This window comes from Providencia sp. PROV003, assembly GCF_045040775.1.
Taxonomy (GTDB): domain Bacteria; phylum Pseudomonadota; class Gammaproteobacteria; order Enterobacterales; family Enterobacteriaceae; genus Providencia; species Providencia huashanensis.
This window is the reverse complement of record NZ_CP096369.1, coordinates 1,659,468-1,676,672: the sequence shown is the minus strand read 5'-3', so window position 1 is coordinate 1,676,672 and position 17,205 is coordinate 1,659,468. Positions and strand designations below refer to the sequence as shown.

14 protein-coding genes and 1 riboswitch are annotated in these 17,205 nt (G+C 42.3%); of the genes, 4 read left to right on the top strand and 10 right to left on the bottom strand.

The features are described 5' to 3' along the window. Positions 1-19 precede the first annotated feature (19 nt). From parE to nudF, 5 genes are all read right to left on the bottom strand, one after another. Entirely contained in the window at positions 20-1,915 is a 1,896-nt protein-coding gene (gene parE, locus M1F14_RS07735) for a DNA topoisomerase IV subunit B (protein ID WP_166696523.1), read from the bottom strand. Between the two features lie 88 nt (positions 1,916-2,003). Beyond that, positions 2,004-2,585 (bottom strand): esterase YqiA, encoded by a 582-nt coding sequence (yqiA, locus tag M1F14_RS07730; protein WP_042846025.1) that lies wholly within the window; start codon positions 2,583-2,585, stop codon positions 2,004-2,006. A gap of 7 nt (positions 2,586-2,592) precedes the next feature. Further along, positions 2,593-3,432 carry a 3',5'-cyclic-AMP phosphodiesterase gene (gene cpdA / locus M1F14_RS07725; protein ID WP_042846027.1) on the bottom strand — a complete coding sequence of 280 codons (840 nt, stop codon included), beginning with the start codon at positions 3,430-3,432 and terminating at the stop codon, positions 2,593-2,595. Between the two features lie 684 nt (positions 3,433-4,116). Next, complete coding sequence (locus M1F14_RS07720) at positions 4,117-4,263, bottom strand: hypothetical protein (RefSeq protein WP_181468736.1); 147 nt, start codon at positions 4,261-4,263, stop codon at positions 4,117-4,119. Between the two features lie 204 nt (positions 4,264-4,467). Then, positions 4,468-5,106, bottom strand: coding sequence for an ADP-ribose diphosphatase (gene nudF / locus M1F14_RS07715; RefSeq protein WP_042846028.1), 639 nt, complete (start codon positions 5,104-5,106; stop codon positions 4,468-4,470). A 305-nt stretch (positions 5,107-5,411) separates the two neighbouring features. Here nudF and tolC point away from each other — a divergent pair, with 305 nt between their 5' ends. The 3 genes from tolC to M1F14_RS07700 all read left to right on the top strand — a co-directional run bounded on the left by tolC (position 5,412) and on the right by M1F14_RS07700 (position 9,094). After that, the gene (gene tolC, locus M1F14_RS07710; RefSeq protein ID WP_042846029.1) at positions 5,412-6,806 is read left to right on the top strand and encodes an outer membrane channel protein TolC; all 1,395 of its coding nucleotides are present in this window, start codon (positions 5,412-5,414) and stop codon (positions 6,804-6,806) included. 413 nt (positions 6,807-7,219) lie between these two features. Continuing rightward, positions 7,220-7,924, top strand: coding sequence for a DUF1190 family protein (locus tag M1F14_RS07705; RefSeq protein WP_042846030.1), 705 nt, complete (start codon positions 7,220-7,222; stop codon positions 7,922-7,924). Between the two features lie 6 nt (positions 7,925-7,930). Beyond that, on the top strand, positions 7,931-9,094 hold the full coding sequence (locus M1F14_RS07700; protein ID WP_042846031.1) for a glutathionylspermidine synthase family protein: 1,164 nt from the start codon (positions 7,931-7,933) through the stop codon (positions 9,092-9,094). An 84-nt stretch (positions 9,095-9,178) separates the two neighbouring features. Here M1F14_RS07700 and ygiD read toward each other — a convergent pair whose 3' ends face one another. Next, positions 9,179-9,982, bottom strand: a complete 804-nt coding sequence (gene ygiD, locus M1F14_RS07695) for a 4,5-DOPA dioxygenase extradiol (protein ID WP_048606279.1) — start codon at positions 9,980-9,982, stop codon at positions 9,179-9,181. A gap of 236 nt (positions 9,983-10,218) precedes the next feature. Next, positions 10,219-10,878, bottom strand: a complete 660-nt coding sequence (ribB, locus tag M1F14_RS07690; protein WP_042846043.1) for a 3,4-dihydroxy-2-butanone-4-phosphate synthase — start codon at positions 10,876-10,878, stop codon at positions 10,219-10,221. A 157-nt stretch (positions 10,879-11,035) separates the two neighbouring features. After that, positions 11,036-11,185: riboswitch (FMN riboswitch) on the bottom strand. Positions 11,186-11,506: 321 nt separating this feature from the next. On the opposite strand from ribB, the gene M1F14_RS07685 reads away from it, so the two are divergent. Further along, a complete protein-coding gene (locus tag M1F14_RS07685; protein ID WP_042846045.1) occupies positions 11,507-11,767 on the top strand; it encodes a ubiquinone biosynthesis accessory factor UbiK in 261 nt (86 codons plus the stop codon). A 71-nt stretch (positions 11,768-11,838) separates the two neighbouring features. Here M1F14_RS07685 and hldE read toward each other — a convergent pair whose 3' ends face one another. From hldE to M1F14_RS07670, 3 genes are all read right to left on the bottom strand, one after another. Next, positions 11,839-13,266 carry a bifunctional D-glycero-beta-D-manno-heptose-7-phosphate kinase/D-glycero-beta-D-manno-heptose 1-phosphate adenylyltransferase HldE gene (gene hldE, locus M1F14_RS07680; RefSeq protein ID WP_042846046.1) on the bottom strand — a complete coding sequence of 476 codons (1,428 nt, stop codon included), beginning with the start codon at positions 13,264-13,266 and terminating at the stop codon, positions 11,839-11,841. Positions 13,267-13,365: 99 nt separating this feature from the next. Continuing rightward, on the bottom strand, positions 13,366-16,212 hold the full coding sequence (glnE, locus tag M1F14_RS07675; RefSeq protein ID WP_042846048.1) for a bifunctional [glutamate--ammonia ligase]-adenylyl-L-tyrosine phosphorylase/[glutamate--ammonia-ligase] adenylyltransferase: 2,847 nt from the start codon (positions 16,210-16,212) through the stop codon (positions 13,366-13,368). A gap of 12 nt (positions 16,213-16,224) precedes the next feature. Continuing rightward, positions 16,225-17,187 carry an inorganic triphosphatase gene (locus tag M1F14_RS07670; RefSeq protein WP_042846049.1) on the bottom strand — a complete coding sequence of 321 codons (963 nt, stop codon included), beginning with the start codon at positions 17,185-17,187 and terminating at the stop codon, positions 16,225-16,227. Positions 17,188-17,205: the final 18 nt, after the last annotated feature.

Sequence of the window (17,205 nt, the reverse complement as noted above, 5' to 3'; positions counted from 1 at the left end):
TCTCATCGCAATTCGGATGTTAGACATCAATTTCAGCCATATCGCCTTTTTCTTGTAACCAATTACGGCGGTCTTCAGAGCGTTTCTTCGCTAGAAGCATATCCATAACGGCAAGCGTTTCTTGGTAGTTTTCATCATCGATGGTTAACTGAACAAGGCGACGAGTATTTGGATCTAATGTGGTTTCGCGTAATTGTGGTGGGTTCATTTCACCCAACCCTTTAAACCGTTGAACATTCGGTTTACCACGCTTACGGCTAAGACGCTCTAGCACCGCATTTTTTTCGCTTTCATCAAGGGCATAGAAAGTTTCTTTGCCTAAATCGATACGGTACAACGGCGGCATAGCCATATATACATGCCCCGCTTTGACTAAAGTCGGGAAATGGCGCACAAATAAAGCACACAATAACGTTGCGATATGTAAACCGTCGGAATCCGCATCCGCAAGAATACAAATTTTACCGTAACGTAGTTGGCTGAGGTCTTCGCTATCAGGGTCAATACCAATTGCCACGGAGATATCATGTACCTCTTGGGAAGCTAAAACTTCGTCAGAAGACACTTCCCATGTGTTTAGGATTTTACCACGTAATGGCATGATAGCTTGGTATTCACGGTCGCGGGCTTGTTTTGCTGACCCGCCCGCCGAATCCCCTTCGACAAGGAAGAGTTCTGTCATGTTAAGGTCTTGCGAGCTGCAATCTGCCAGTTTACCCGGCAATGCAGGGCCACTGGTTAGCTTCTTACGCACTACTTTTTTCGCCGCACGCATCCGGCGTTGTGCGCTCGATATTGCCATTTCCGCCAGTTGCTCAGCCACTTGCACATTTTGGTTTAACCACAGGCTAAAGGCATCTTTAACAACACCGGAAACAAATGCAGAACATTGACGCGATGAAAGGCGTTCTTTCGTTTGCCCTGCAAATTGAGGGTCTTGCATTTTTACGGAAAGTACATACGTACAGCGTTCCCAGATATCATCCGCCGAAAGCTTAACACCACGAGGTAAAATATTGCGGAATTCACAAAATTCACGCATCGCGTCCAATAACCCTTGGCGTAAACCATTAACGTGGGTTCCACCTTGCGCGGTTGGAATAAGGTTTACATAGCTTTCAGTTAACAATTCACCGCCTTCAGGTAACCATAACAGCGCCCACTGAGCACCTTCAGTTTCCCCTGAGAACTCCCCAGTGAAAGGTTTTGCGGGTAATGCTTCTAGCCCGTCTATGGATTCCATTAAGTAATCAGTTAACCCATCACTGTAACACCAGCTTTGCTCTGTATTATTGAGCTTGTCCTTAAACGTGATTTTCACGCCAGGACATAAAACGGCTTTGGCTTTTAAATTATGAGTTAAACGCGAAACTGAAAATTTTGGGCTATCAAAATAGCTTTCATCTGGCCAAAAATGCACGCTAGTCCCTGTGTTACGCTTGCCACAGGTACCGATTACATGCAAATCTTCTACTTTATCGCCGTTTTCAAAGGCAATTTGATACACTTGGCTATCGCGACGCACTGTAACTTCAATACGTTTTGATAACGCATTGACTACGGAAATACCTACCCCGTGTAGGCCCCCGGAAAACTGGTAACTTTTATTGGAGAATTTCCCCCCTGCGTGCAGCTGCCCTAAAATTAACTCTACGGCTGGCACTTTCATTTCAGGGTGGATATCAACAGGCATACCACGCCCATCATCGATCACCTCAAGGGATTGATCGGCATGTAAAATAACTTCGATGTGCCCCGCATGCCCAGCAAGGGCTTCGTCGACACTATTATCAATTACTTCTTGAGCCAAATGGTTCGGTCGGCTGGTATCAGTATACATCCCCGGACGACGGCGAACAGGCTCCAAACCACTGAGGACTTCAATGGCCTCTGCGTTATAACTAGATTGAGTCATGTTGTCATTCTGCGGTAAATAGGTGGCTAATTGAACTATTCAATCAGTGAGTTACTGTTGATAATAACAGTGTTCATGTGTTTTGACACTATTTCTCTGCCAATTGTAAAAAATGAACAATTTGAGGAAAGTATGCTTCAAAACCAACAAATGCATGATTACCGTCAGGTTCTACAGTCTGTTTACACTTAGAAAGATAGGTAACAGCTTCACGATAATCAAGTACCTCATCCCCCATTTGCTGTAGTAACCAAATAAGATGAGGAGATGTTAACTTTTCAATGTATAAGGATTTTAGCTCATGAATATGTTTGTTTTCCAACACATATTTTTCGTAAGTATAGGGGTTTGTATTCTCCCCTAAATAGTCTTGTAGTAAGTCAAAGGGTCTTACAGCAGGGTTGACCACCACTGCAGGAAGTTGATAACGCTCACTGAGCCAAAGAGAAAAATACCCTCCAAGGGAGGAACCTACTAGGCCAATCTTCCCCTGTTTATGTTGTAAGACAATATCTTCTAACATGGCTTGAGCTTGCCGAGGAAAATTCGGTAATTGCGGCACAACCATATTGATATGTGGGTAGTTTGCATCAACCCATTTCTTTAAGCTATTTGCTTTAGCTGATAAAGGTGAGCTATTAAAACCGTGAATATAAAGTAAAGTAGACATAAGGTGATTAATAACCGTCGGAGTCTAAATCAGGGCTGAATTCTCTCGTCTCTAAACGATGCACACTCGTTTTGATATGCCTATGCCCTTGTTCATCCACACTGAGTTCCAAATAGCGCCAACCGGGTGCTACGGTATCTAGCGCAAAGTTAGTACAATGTGGTTTGAATTGCACGCAAGTTGAAGGCGTGGCTAACAAACGTATTCCATGCCAAAGCACATCCATTTCTTGATGAATATGCCCACACAGCATGGTTTTAACATTTGGATAGCTTTTTAGGTAATCCGCTAATATGTGCGAATTTCTTAAGCTGTGTTGATCTAGCCATGTACAGCCCGAAGGCAATGGATGATGGTGTAGCATTACTAACGTTGTACGGTCAGGTTGCGCATCTAAGCTCTGCTTCATCCATTCTAATTGTTGCTCAGAAAGTTCACCATGGGGGACGTCTTGCAATTGGCTATCTAACATTAGAATTTGCCATTCATCGCCAATTAAAATTTGTTTAGCGCTTGAGATACCAGCCACCCTAAGGGTTTCAACCATGGCTGGCGGATAATCATGGTTTCCAGGAAGCCAAACACAAGGCGCAGGAATACGCTCAATACCATCTGCAAAATGTTGATAAGCTTGTGGCGATTGGTCTTGAACCAGATCCCCTGTCGCAACAATCAAATCAATTGGGAGATTTTCTTTTGCAATAGCGCCAAGCACTGCTTGATAGCTATCATAAGTATTTACACCTAAAAGGGTGTTCTCAGTGTTAGCAAAAAGATGCGTATCCGTAACTTGTAAAATTCTCACGATCTTCGAGTTCTTTGCAGTCACTTCAAGCTGGCTGTCCAAAAGTATTCCTTATCCGTAAATATTATTTATGCCTAATTAATTATATTCATTACAACTATACACAAACTCAACACACTGCCGCTTGCTGTAAAATACACCGTAATTATTCTAAAGGGTAATTTGCCAACGCGCCAACTTAGCGCTGTATTACTTTAAATAATTCGAGTGGCAAGCTGAGCTACCCCAAGGAGCATACACCAGTATGTGACTTGGGTGGCGAAGCGCGGCCAACACACTTGCAGCTTGTTGTACTCCTTGCTTTAGTGCGCCTTGCCTCGCTGCAATCACCTTAAAGCATAATTTTTAACTTACTCGAATTACTCTAAATAATTCGAGTTGCAAGAAGGCGGCAAGCTGAGCTATCCCAAGGAGCATACACCAGTATGTGACTTGGGTAGCGAAACGCGGCCAACACACTTGCAGCTTGTTGTACTCCTTGCTTTAGTGCGCCTTGCCTCGCTGCAATCACCTTAAAGCATAATTTTTAACTTACTCGAATTACTCTAAATAATTCGAGTTGCAAGAAGGCGGCAAGCTGAGCTATCCCAAGGAGCATACATCAGTATGTGACTTGGGTAGCGAAGCGCGGCCAACACACTTGCAGCTTGTTGTACTCCTTGCTTTAGTGCGCCTTGCCTCGCTGCAATCACCTTAAAGCATAATTTTTAACTTACTCGAATTACTCTAAATAATTCGAGTTGCAAGAAGGCGGCAAGCTGAGCTATCCCAAGGAGCATACACCAGTAGGTGACTTGGGTGGCGAAGCGCGGCCAACACACTTGCAGCTTGTTGTACTCCTTGCTTTAGTGCGCCTTGCCTCGCTGCAATCACCTTAAAGCATAATTTTTAACTTACTCGAATTACTCTAAATAATTCGAGTTGCAAGAAGGCGGCAAGCTGAGCTATCCCAAGGAGCATACACCAGTATGTGACTTGGGTGGCGAAGCGCGGCCAACACACTTGCAGCTTGAAGTATGACGAGTAATTAGTTAAATATCTGCTAATTAGCACACACTTCACTAGATTAATTGTTATTTAAAACTGTTTCATCCATTTTCCACGAAGCTTGTGATAATTAAGCTGCAACCATTGAATGGCGATTACTGTCGCCGCATTATCAATAACCCCGTCTTCCACCCACTGATAAGCTTGTTCTCGGCTTACCACATGCACTTGAATATCTTCATTTTCTGATGCTAGCCCATGGACACCTTTTGCTTGGCGGCTATCTACTTCGCCAATAAATACATGCATACGCTCAGTTGTACCGCCTGGGCTAGAAAGGTAGCTTAGCGCTTTTTCGGCGCGGCCAATCACTAACCCTGCCTCTTCCATGGCTTCTCGACGAATAACATCTTCGGGTGATTCGTTTTCCTCAATCATCCCTGCGACAGCCTCAAGTAACCAAGGTGTTGCGCTGGTTTCTATGGCAGGGAAACGAATTTGTTCAATTAAAACGATATTATCCGTTTGTGGATCATAAGGTAAAACAACCCCTGCATGGCCACGCTCAAATACTTCGCGACGGATTTCATTGCTCCACGTGCCTGCAAAAAGACGATGACGAAATCGGTACTCAATCATTTGAAAAAAACCATTAAATAATTTACGCTTGGATATAATTTCGACATCATTTTTGCCATATTTAATTGGCTGTTTTATTTTATTTGTCATTGCATTTCCCAAAACTATTAATTTCCATATTAAGGAAATAATTGTGGATTAAAACTGTTTTTAAGGCTTTTTAACCTCAGATGAGGTAATGTTTAATGAAATTAAGACAAAATGGCACAAAAGGCTACCGTTAACACAAGTGATACTCTGTTACAATGTGCGCCATTATTCAAATCGAAGAGCAACAATAGGGTCTGTTTTATTGGCTCTCTAAAACGCATAATTTGATACCTACGACTCATTTAGGCATGGTACGTTTTAGACCGCAGACTCAACTTAATTTGCTGTTTAATCAAGGAATCAAAATGAAGAAACTGCTTCCCCTTTTTATTGCGATGAGTTTTGTGGGTCTCAGTACCAATAGCTACGCAGAAGATTTACTGCAGGTTTACAAAAAATCTAAAGAAAGTAACCCCGAATTAAGAAAATCATTAGCTGAACGTAACCAAGCTTTTGAAAAAATTAATGAATCTCGTAGCCCATTACTACCACAATTAGGGTTAGATGCTGGTGCTAGCTACGGAAGCGGTTACCGCGATGCGCGAAATACTGAAAGTACGGGCTTAAATGCGACGTTAAAATTAACGCAAGTCGTCTTTGATATGTCGATATGGCGTCAATTGTCGATTCAAGAAAAAACAGCGGGTATTTCCGATGTGACGTATCAAACCAGCCAGCAACAACTGATCTTAGATACCGCAACCGCCTATTTTAATGTGTTGAAAGCGATTGACGCATTATCATACATCGAAGCAAATAAAGAAGCTGTTTACCGTCAATTAGATCAAGTAACACAACGTTTTAATGTTGGGTTAGTGGCGATTACGGATGTACAAAACGCTCGTGCAAACTACGACAGCGTGATTGCACAAGAAGTTGCAGGCCGTAACGACTTAGAAAATGCGATTGAAAAACTGCGTCAAGTCAGCGGCGTATATTATAGCCAACTTGCCTCTTTGAATATTGATCGCTTTAAAACCACTGAATTAGGCGATATCAACGCGATTTTAAAAGAAGCAGAAGAACGTAACCTTAATCTGCTAAGTGCACGTTTAGCACAAGATGTTTCGCGTGAAAATATTCGCTTAGCAGAAACTGGTCATATGCCTACAGTTGGTCTGAGCGCATCAACCAGTGTGACGAATAACTACCAACATGGTAGTGGCTATAGCGACCCATACACAGGTCTTTCTGGTGCACGTAATAGTTATAACGGGCAAAACAGCGTTGGTTTAACCTTGAGTATCCCACTGTATAAAGGTGGTGCGACTAGTTCACAAGTTGAACAAGCGCAATATGGTTTCCAAGGTGCGAGTGAACAACTCGAAACAGTATACCGTAACGTCGTTCAATTAGTTCGCTCATCATTTAACAACGTATCTTCATCAATCAGTAGCATCAATGCATATAAACAAGTCGTTGTTTCTGCACAAAGCTCATTAGATGCGATGGAAGCTGGGTATCAGGTTGGTACGCGTACTATCGTTGATGTATTAACAGCCACCACGGCCCTATACCAAGCAAAACAGAATCTATCTAATGCACGCTATGATTATATGATTAACCAACTCAACATTGAATTTGCTCGTGGTACTTTAAATGAAGATGATATTGCGCGTCTAAATGCAAATTTAGGCAAAGAAATATCAACTGCGCCAAGTAGTATCATCCGTAATACCAATGCGCCAGCTATTAACTAAATTTTTGGTTGGTGCTTAAGTGGTACAATGACCCGCTATTTTAGCGGGTTATTTTTTATCTGCAAAAGGCCATATATTTCCGGTACTAATCTGTTAAATTGCCCGTTTTAGCCAGCTTAGGTGATTTATAACTACTTTTAAATTACCTTAATTAGAAATTTCAGCCTATTCTCACTAGGGTTATTGCACAATAGCACAAAAAACAAACAGTAATTAATGTACTGATATTTAATGAAATTAGCTAATTATTACTGTAACTGTGTATATTCAATCCTCAAAAAATAGAGGGGAAGCGACAAAAATGATAAAATCAGCTTATTTCCCCTGTATTTCTGCTTTAATTTTCAGCGGTTATCCCCTATCCTAGAGGTAACCTAAATACATCTTACTTAATTATATTCAGGGTAATTACCATGACCATGAAGCGTACCAAAAATATTAATCAAAGCGCATTCCGTAAGTCTTGGCGCTCATATCGTATGGCACCAGTTGCCGTTGCCGTCAGTGCGGTATTTATGCTTTCAGCTTGTGAAGAAAGTGATGAAACCGTATCACTGTATACCAATGCACAGGATTGCAGCCAAGCTAATCCATCACAAGCAGAACAATGTACTCTTGCTTACAACAATGCCCTACAAGAAGCAGCCAAAACAGCGCCAAAATATGAAACCCAAGCTGATTGTATTGCTGAGTTTGGTGAGTCAATGTGTACCCAAGCTCCTGCTCAAGCAGGTATAGCAGGGACGGGTTCTACTAATGGTGAACAAACCGCACAAGCACAAAGCAGCGGTGGCAGCATGTGGATGCCATTAATGATGGGTTACATGATGGGCCGTATGATGGGTGGTAGCGCGGCTTCCCAACCATTGTTTAGTTCAAAAAACCCAGCTAGCCCAGCTAACGGTAAGTTTGTTGATGCCACGGGTAAAAGTTACGGCCCAGCCGTTGCTGGTGGTCGTTCAATGAGCGTACCTAAAACGGCCATGGCACCTAAGCCACCAACAACATCAACCGTCACACGCGGTGGTTTTGGTGATACAGTGAATAAACAAGCAATGGCACAACGTTCATCTTCTTCTGCGAAATCAACTTCATCTTCCCGTTCAATGGGTGGTTGATAAGTAATGAAACGAGTTCCTATTGTCGAACGCCCGAATTGGCGTGAAAAAGCCTCTGAGTTTGGTTTCGAATTCCATACTATGTATGGTGAACCTTACTGGTCAGAAGATGCCTACTATCAATTCACAATGGCACAAATTGAAGAAATCGAAGATGCAACGGCAGAGTTGCATCAAATGTGCTTAAAAGTTGTCGAACGCGTAGTAGAAAGTGATGAATTAATGGCTCGCTTTCAAATTCCCAAACATTGTTGGGAGTTTGTTCGTAGCTCTTGGAAAAGTGAACAACCGTCCTTGTACTCAAGGTTAGACCTTGCTTACGATGGGGTTAACCCACCAAAGCTACTTGAAAATAACGCAGATACGCCAACTTCATTATATGAATCTGCATTTTTCCAATGGATTTGGCTTGAAGATCAAATCGAAGCTGGCAAGTTACCAGAAAATGCAGATCAATTTAATAGTATTCAAGAACAGTTGATCGAGCGTTTTACTCAACTTAAAGATCAATACGGTTTCCGTCTACTGCATATGTCTTGCTGTCGTGATACCGAAGAAGACAGAGGTACTGTTCAGTATCTTCAAGACTGTGCTAACGAAGCTGGCGTAGCCACTGAATTCTTATATATTGATGAAATTGGCCTAGGTGAAAAAGGTGAGTTTTCGGATACTCAAGATCAGGTTATTAGTAATCTGTTCAAATTATATCCGTGGGAATTTATGCTAAGAGAAATTTTCTCAACCAAACTACAGGATGCAGGTGTTCGTTGGTTAGAGCCTGCATGGAAAAGCATTATTTCCAACAAAGCCTTACTCCCAATGTTATGGGAAATGTTCCCTGATCACCCTAATTTACTACCGGCTTATTTTGCCGATGGTAAAACACAACCTGAACTCGATAAATACGTTATTAAACCGCTTTTTTCTCGTGAAGGAGCCAATATTCGTATCATCGAAAATGGCAAAGAAATTGCTGCTGCTGATGGCCCATATGGTGAAGAAGGTATGATTATTCAGCAGTTCCACCCTCTTCCACAATTTGAAGGTAGCTATACCTTAGTGGGCAGTTGGCTAGTGAATGACCAACCTGCGGGGATCTGCATCCGTGAAGATAAAGAACTGATCACTCAAGATCTATCGCGTTTTTACCCACATACGATCATCGATTAGTTATCATCAATCACTAAAACGCAAAAAGCTCAAACTTTCTAATATAGTTTGAGCTTTTTTATTATGCGAAGATATAACAACAAGTTAACCAATTTGAATTGACATCATACTCAATGATCCAGAAACAATCCCTTCTATAGGTATACTAATTTTTTCTTTTCCATCCCATGTTCCCAGTATTGGCAAAATAGGTAAATAATGTTCTGGCGAGGGATTAGATAGCTTACCGTCCTCCCGCTCTAAACCATTTGTTAATGGATGTGGCAGCTCACGGCTTTGTAGGTTGTCATAGACAAACTGCTCAAAAGAAATAGCCCATGGATACGGCTCTGCTTGTGCATTCTGCCAATTCATTGCTCGTAAGTTATGGACAATATTACCGCTTCCCATAATTAGCACCCCATGCTCCCTTAAAACAGACAGTTTTCTGCCTAATTCATGGTGCCAAGCCATAGGTTTAGTTGCATCGATACTCAGTTGAACCACAGGAATATCTGCTTTTGGATACATACGCACTAAGATTTCCCATGTCCCGTGATCCAGTCCCCACTCTTGGGTATCAAGGTAAACAGGTTCAGGGGATAATAAGTCAGCAACCTGCTGCGCCAATTCAGGTGAACCCGGAGCAGGATATTCAACCTGATAGAGCTCTTCAGGAAAACCGCCAAAATCATGAATCGTTTTAGGTTTTAACATCGAAGTAATTGCTGTCCCTCGTGTATACCAATGCGCTGAAATCACCAATATCGCAGTGGGCCGCGGTAAAGTTTTACCAAGATGTTCCCATTTTTGAGTATAAGGGTTGTCTTCAATCGCATTCATTGGACTGCCATGACCAATAAAAATAGCAGGGAGCTTAGTTTGTACGACAGACGTATTTACCGACATGATGATTTGACTCCACCTCAATTAGTTTCTTATTACAGCATACGCCGTTTAGTAAAAAACACAGTGGGCTAATTATGAGGATGATCATCAAAAAATTTGAAAAGGCCATCAAGGTGTGCAACTCAATGGCCTCAATATGATTCTATATGCTTAACAGACTACTTATTACCTAAATAACCAATATCGCTATTTAGGTGATATTCGAAATTTACCTACTCCTCGAAATATGATGAGGATTAGCTAGCTTTCTTTTTTTGCTCTTGCTGCAAACGGTACTGAACTAAATCTTCAATCGTCACAACGGTTAAACCATGCTGCCTACCAAAGACGACAACATCTGGTGTACGTGCCATAGAACCATCGTCATTAGTTAACTCACACAGAACACCCGCGGGTTTGAAACCAGCCATAGTGGCTAAGTCAATAGATGCTTCTGTATGACCACGGCGAGTTAATACGCCGCCTTCTCGACCGCGTAATGGGAATACATGGCCTGGATGATTTAAGTCTGAAGGTACTGCTTTATCTGCAATTGCTGCGCGGATAGTTGTGATACGGTCTGCGGCAGAAACCCCAGTGGTAACCCCTTTGGCAGCTTCAATTGTTACAGTAAAACCGGTTTGATTTTGGCTTGTGTTATTTTCCACCATCATTGGCAGCTCAAGCTGCTTGCGACGTTCTTCAGTGATACAAAGGCAAACAATCCCACTGCTATAGCGAATGGTAAATGCCATTTGTTCTGTTGTCATAGTTTCTGCGGCAAACACTAAGTCCCCTTCATTCTCACGATCTTCATCGTCAAGAACAAGGACACCTTTACCTTGGCGCAGAGCCTCGATAGCGTTTTCAACACGTTCGATAGGATTACCGAATTCGGAAAGTAGCGTATGATCCATGGTAAAAAACCTCTTAAATAGTTATTAACTAGTTACCAGAATCAAGGCAGTCTTAGGAGTACGAGAAATGATGAATAAACAAATAGCCAAGATGGCTATCAACTCATTCAGGTATGCAGAACAATATTGTGCAACACCGCACAAACATGCAGATACAGTTAATTCTCTCCCATCCGGACTATAACCGTCGGCTCCAGATTCACACTGGATCTGCTGACCTTTACCACAAAATGATAAAGCGCTCGCGGGCTTCATGCGCGTTGCATGTTACCGCCGGTGGGGACTTACACCCCGCCCTGAGATAAACGCAATTAATATAACGCCAATAATTCAAGTGCGCAACGATGAAGATCAAAATTGGCGAACAACTCACACTTTTAGTCAAAAAACATGAATAAAAACTTAGCGTTATAAAGGTTAATTTCACTGCTCTATTTATTTTTCCATTCTCTGTGACTAAAAGAGAAAAGGGCATTATCACTTGGGGGTAGAGATTGTTTGTGTTTAGGGTCGCAGAAAGTGACCAACACAGTGATAGCTCTCAGTATGGCGTGGAAAAAGGTTTATTACCGCGACAAGAGGCATTACACTACTAATAATTATTTTTTGATTAATTAAGGACCCGCGAATGCTCGATCCGAAAAAACTGGAACAGGTGGCACGCCAAATCCAAGGTGCATTACCACAAGGCGTACGTGATCTAGGCGAAGACTTTGATAAAAAGCTGCGTTCTCTTTTACAGTCACAGCTCGGTAAACTGGATTTAGTCAGCCGAGAAGAATTTGATATTCAAACTCAAGTTTTATTACGCACCCGTGAAAAATTAGCCAAAATGGAACAGCGCGTCAGCGCATTAGAAGCCCATTTTAGCGAAGACAAAAACGAATAATCATTAAAAAACAAAAAAACCTCACTGGGTTTCAAACACCCAAGTGAGGTTTATCACTCGTAAATAATCAATTAGCTGGTTTTCATAATATTTTTAATGATATTGGTTGTTGAGATACCATCTTCAAAATTAAGCACTTTAACTTCACCTCCCGCAGCCCACACCTCAGCACTGCCCGCAATATCTTCTGGTTGATAATCACCACCCTTGACTAAGATATCCGGCAATACCTCTGCAATTAAGCGTTGTGGTGTATCTTCTTCGAAGGGAACCACCCAATCAACGGCGCCTAATGCTCCAAGTACTGCCATGCGTTGCTCTAATGGGTTTACAGGCCGAGTCTCCCCTTTTAAACGACGAGTAGATGCATCGCTATTTACTGCAACAATCAATCTATCACCTAATTTACGTGCATTTGCTAAATAAGATACATGCCCCGCATGTAAAATATCAAAGCAGCCATTGGTCATAACAACCCGTTCACCACGCTGCCTTGCGTTAGCAACTGCTTGTTTTAATTCGCTTTCGGTCATTACGCCAAAACCAGTATCCGCACGACCACGGATAGCATTTTCCAATTCAATTGGTGAAACGGTTGAAGTCCCTAATTTCCCGACTACAACACCTGCCGCAGCATTAGCGAGTGCGCACGCTTCATGTAACGGACGACCAGAAGCAATTGAAGCAGCTAATACCCCAATCACTGTGTCACCCGCCCCCGTGACATCAAACACTTCTTGCGCTTGGGTTGGTAAATGCAATGGGGCTTCATCACGACGAATTAAGCTCATCCCTTGCTCTGAACGAGTGATTAATAAAGCCGTTAGATCCAGAGATTGAAGCAACTTCATACCTTTTTCTTCAACATCTTGATTGTTCTTACAAGGCCCTACGATGGCCTCAAATTCTGACATATTTGGTGTCAGTAACGTGGCACCTCGATAACGCTCAAAGTTATTTCCTTTTGGGTCAATCAAGACAGGCACGCCTGCTTTATTTGCTAAAGCAATCATCTTTTCGACATGGGTTAAAGCCCCTTTTGCGTAGTCTGATAACACAAGCGCCCCAATATGCGGTAGCGCCTGTTCAATACGCTCTAACATCGGCTGAGCATCAACATTGTCAAAACCTTCTTCGAAATCAAGGCGGATCAATTGCTGATTACGCGATAATACACGCAATTTGGTGATCGTCGGATGCGTTGGGATCGCAACAAAATCACAACGTACTTGCACTGCATTTAAATTTTCAGTGAGTGCTTTCGCAGCATCATCAATACCCGTCAAGCCAACAAGACGGGAATTTGCGCCTAATGACGCAATATTCATAGCAACGTTAGCTGCACCACCAGGGCGCTCTTCTACCATGGTCACTTTAACTACAGGAACAGGGGCTTCAGGTGAAATTCGGTTTGCAGGACCATGCCAATAACGGTCTAACATCACATCACCCACTACTAGCACACCGGCTTGTTTATAATCCGGAAGAGTTACTTTCATCCTGCACTCCAGTTTTCAAAAAGTCTGATAATAATTTGCAACAATACTAGCATATTGCGCTGTTTAGCTAAATAAAATGCCGTAAACTGCTGTCAGTGTTTACTCACCTAACCATTTTTGCCAACTGACTAAAACTTGCTGGCGTTCTTCAGCAAACTGGCTGATGTTGACTCGGCTTGGCAATGACTGCAAGGCTAAATGGTGTAATTCATTACGCATTGTGACATAGGCATAAGTTAACGCCGCCGCTTCATCTTCTGACATAATGTTATATTGGGTCATTAGTTCGAAAATACGGACGTTATCCGACCAACGCGTCAATGCTGCATTTTGCGAAGCAAACCGTAAGACTAAATACTGAGCAATAAACTCAATATCGGTGATCCCTCCAGGGTCCGCTTTTAAATCAAATTCATCGTCTTGGTGGCTACCTAAGTGTTGGTGCATTTTCAATCGCATATCACGTACTTGCTGTTGCAAGACTTGTGGTTCCCTAGGCATACAAAGAGTTTCATGGCGAGTTAACGCGAATTGTTGCTGTAAATTAGCATCACCAAATACCATTCTAGCGCGTATTAATGCTTGATGTTCCCACGTCCAAGCATCATTTTTTTGGTAATCATCAAAAGATTGGATTGTGCTTACCAACATCCCTGACTCACCAGACGGCCTTAAGCGCGCATCAACTTCATATAAAACACCTGAAGCGGTTCTAGTACTAAATAGGTGAATAATGCATTGGGCAACACGTAAATAAAACTGCCGTGCATCAATGGAACGATCACCATTTGTGACCACATTTAATGGGCAGTCAAATAAGAAAACCAAGTCTAAGTCAGAGCTATAGCCTAATTCCCATCCCCCTAACTTCCCATAACCTAACACAGCAAAACCATATTGTTTTTTATCTTGCTGCGCTAAATGCGCAGGTTCGCCATAGCGCCTTACCATCTTTTGCCAAGCTTGATGAACAACCGCATCAATAATCGCTTCAGCTAAGTAAGTTAAGTGATCACTCACTTTCATGACTGGCAATACACCTGAAATATCTTCGGCTGCGATACGTAATAACTGTGCTTGCTTAAATTGGCGTAGCGCTTCGAGTTGCTGTTCCTCATCTTCTTCAGGAATTCGCATTAAATATTGGCGCAATTCATCACGATAAGCGGTTAATGGTAGGGGTTGATATAAAGATTGTGGGTCAAGTAGTTCATCCAGTAATAATGGGTGACGAGCAAGTTGTTCTGCTATCATCGGCGATGCTGCGCATAAGCGAATGACATGCGTCAAAACTTCATCAAATTCAAGCATTAGTTCAAGGTAAGTAGTACGGCTGACAATACTTAATAGTAATGGTGTCATCCGTTCGATCACCTGACCTGCATCGTCACGCTCACCAACTTTAGCTAATAATTTAGGCATTAAATCATCAAGCACATCACGCCCTCGAGGGCCAATGGTGCGCTTGTTAAGATCATGACGAAACATTAAAATGCCATGGATTATTTTTTGCGCGACATCTTCATTTTTAGATGGCAAATATGTCGCTAACTCTTCTTTCGATAACTCGCTTTGCCAAAGTGTAATATAAATCTCATTGAAGGTATCTGAACCTTCATCTTCATCGTCCTGACCGATTTGCTCGGCAAATATGAGATGGACGGCGGCCATTTTTTGGCTCAACACATGATAAAATGTTTGCCAATCGCTGTAACCCATTCCCCATGATAAACGCGCTTGGTTTAAATCATCATCAGGAAGTGTTTGAGTTTGTTGGTCATCAATACTTTGCAGTAAATTTTCGACTCTACGCAAAAAAAGGTAGCTATCTTGCAGAGTATCGACTTGATCGTCGGTTAATAGTGCTAATTCGCGTATACCTTGCAAAGTCGTAAATAAGGATTGCGACTGCAAAACAGGCTCTCGCCCTCCGCGAATAAGCTGAAAAACTTGTGAGATAAATTCAACTTCACGTATCCCCCCTGCACCTAATTTGATGTTATTCACCAACCCGCGACGCCGAACTTCCCGTTCAATCATATTTTTCATATTACGCAGCGATTGGATCACACTAAAATCAATATAGCGGCGATAGACAAAAGGACGCAAAAGCTTACGTAAACTTTGAGCATAATGAAGGCTGTCAGCCCCCATAATCCGAGCTTTGACCATCGCATAGCGTTCCCAATCTCGCCCTTGTTCTTGATAATAATCTTCAAGGGCTGAGAAACTGAAAACTAACGGGCCACTCTCACCAAATGGCCGCAAACGCATATCAACCCGATACACAAAACCCTGTGCGGTGACTTGGTCAAGTACCCGAATTAATTTTTGCCCTAAACGCGTAAAAAACTGTGCATTGTCTAGCTCTTTTCGGCCACCTTGGGTTACACCGTTTTCAGGATACGCAAAAATCAGGTCAATATCAGATGAAAAATTAAGTTCCCCGCCACCTAATTTACCCATGCCTAGCACTAATAATGGCTGCGGCTTTCCTTCAAGGTTACAAGGCGTTCCCCAAGATTGGCTATATTCCCGATACAGCCAATCCCTAGCAGCAACAACCAGTGTTTCTGCTAATACACTTAATTGATAAATTGTCTCTTTTTGGGTGCTTATCTCTAATATTTGCATCCATGCGCAACGCACTAACATATGATGACGAAATGTGCGTAACACCTGCATCAAATGCTCTTCCTCCGTGACGGGCAACATTTCTTGCGCTAACCATGTTGCGTAACTTTTCCATTCATCGGCTTTCGGAGGTTGAGAACGAATTTCAAGTAAAAAGCGCGAATGCGCTAAAACCTGCTGAAATACAAAATCACTGAACGTAAGCACTTGGGTTTCTTGCTCATTTAAGGGCAGTAACTCATGAGCTTGTTCGGCTATTTGACTTAAAACACGTTCACTTTGGGCTCGCAGCAAATTAGGAAAAGAGAGCATTTTATCAATACCTTATTGAGCTTCTTGATAAGTTAAAGCACTTAGCCATTGAATAAAGGCTAATTTGCACTTTAACCATTGGCTACTATAGCAAAAATCCTCAGCACTGATGGCTTCATTCGCAATATCTAAACGCAACTGTTCTAACGGCGTATCGTGCACAAAGTGAGGCGCAGAATTTTGATAATGAACTAAAAAGGCTTGCACAAAACGCAAAAACTCAGAAAAACCCTGCCGAGCATCACTTTCACCAGCTAACCAATATGCTTCGTGTTGCTGGCAAAGTAACTGCATATGAGTCAATGATTTTTCAATAGGTTGTTCTTCGTAATCAAATATGGCATCCGGCCGTGTTAATGGTGTAGTAGTCGGGTTAATCAATGAGTAACCTCGGGCTGCTTTGCTGACAGATGAGAGGTGAAGGCCATCAATATCGGCAATTTTTTTGGCTAGATTGAGTACGTCTGCGATAAAGCCTTTTTTAAGTTCCAATTCAAACTCTTGAATGGGTAGATCTTTTGCCCCAGCAGAAATCTCACCTTGGTCTAAAACAACCTCAATTTCACTATCTTCAAACGTGACAAGCCACTTTTCACGGGTAAAATTAGTACTAAAAAGTATACTAAGTTCAGATTGTAGCTGAGCGACATCCGTCCCTTCCGGCCAAATTTCCGTTGGAAATGCCGCTAAGTTAAGCTCTGGCGAATCAATATCAACATTAAATTCAGGGCGTTGATGTAGCCCACCAATTGCCTGCCCCGCTGTTTTAATCGTCATTTCGTAGCGACCATCACAACCGCGGATGCGTAACCCCATATCCCATTGACGCAATTGTCTTTTTTCTGTATCAAAATAGATATTGGTTAACTTAGTTGGCTCACTGTATTGGTGGGAAAGTGTAGAAATACACTGGCGAACAGCCTCGATTGCACACCCTTTTGCGGCTAATTTGAGTTCAACCTCTACGTGGCTCATACATATCCTTAATTGATT

Coding starts and splice junctions, on each gene's coding strand:
- M1F14_RS07700 (WP_042846031.1), top strand. CDS start 7,931: ATGAAACGAGTTCCTATTGTCGAACGCCCGAATTGGCGTGAAAAAGCC.
- hldE (WP_042846046.1), bottom strand. CDS start 13,266: ATGAAAGTAACTCTTCCGGATTATAAACAAGCCGGTGTGCTAGTAGTG.
- parE (WP_166696523.1), bottom strand. CDS start 1,915: ATGACTCAATCTAGTTATAACGCAGAGGCCATTGAAGTCCTCAGTGGT.
- ribB (WP_042846043.1), bottom strand. CDS start 10,878: ATGGATCATACGCTACTTTCCGAATTCGGTAATCCTATCGAACGTGTT.
- ygiD (WP_048606279.1), bottom strand. CDS start 9,982: ATGTCGGTAAATACGTCTGTCGTACAAACTAAGCTCCCTGCTATTTTT.
- tolC (WP_042846029.1), top strand. CDS start 5,412: ATGAAGAAACTGCTTCCCCTTTTTATTGCGATGAGTTTTGTGGGTCTC.
- M1F14_RS07685 (WP_042846045.1), top strand. CDS start 11,507: ATGCTCGATCCGAAAAAACTGGAACAGGTGGCACGCCAAATCCAAGGT.
- yqiA (WP_042846025.1), bottom strand. CDS start 2,585: ATGTCTACTTTACTTTATATTCACGGTTTTAATAGCTCACCTTTATCA.
- glnE (WP_042846048.1), bottom strand. CDS start 16,212: ATGCTCTCTTTTCCTAATTTGCTGCGAGCCCAAAGTGAACGTGTTTTA.
- M1F14_RS07705 (WP_042846030.1), top strand. CDS start 7,220: ATGACCATGAAGCGTACCAAAAATATTAATCAAAGCGCATTCCGTAAG.
- M1F14_RS07670 (WP_042846049.1), bottom strand. CDS start 17,187: ATGAGCCACGTAGAGGTTGAACTCAAATTAGCCGCAAAAGGGTGTGCA.
- nudF (WP_042846028.1), bottom strand. CDS start 5,106: ATGACAAATAAAATAAAACAGCCAATTAAATATGGCAAAAATGATGTC.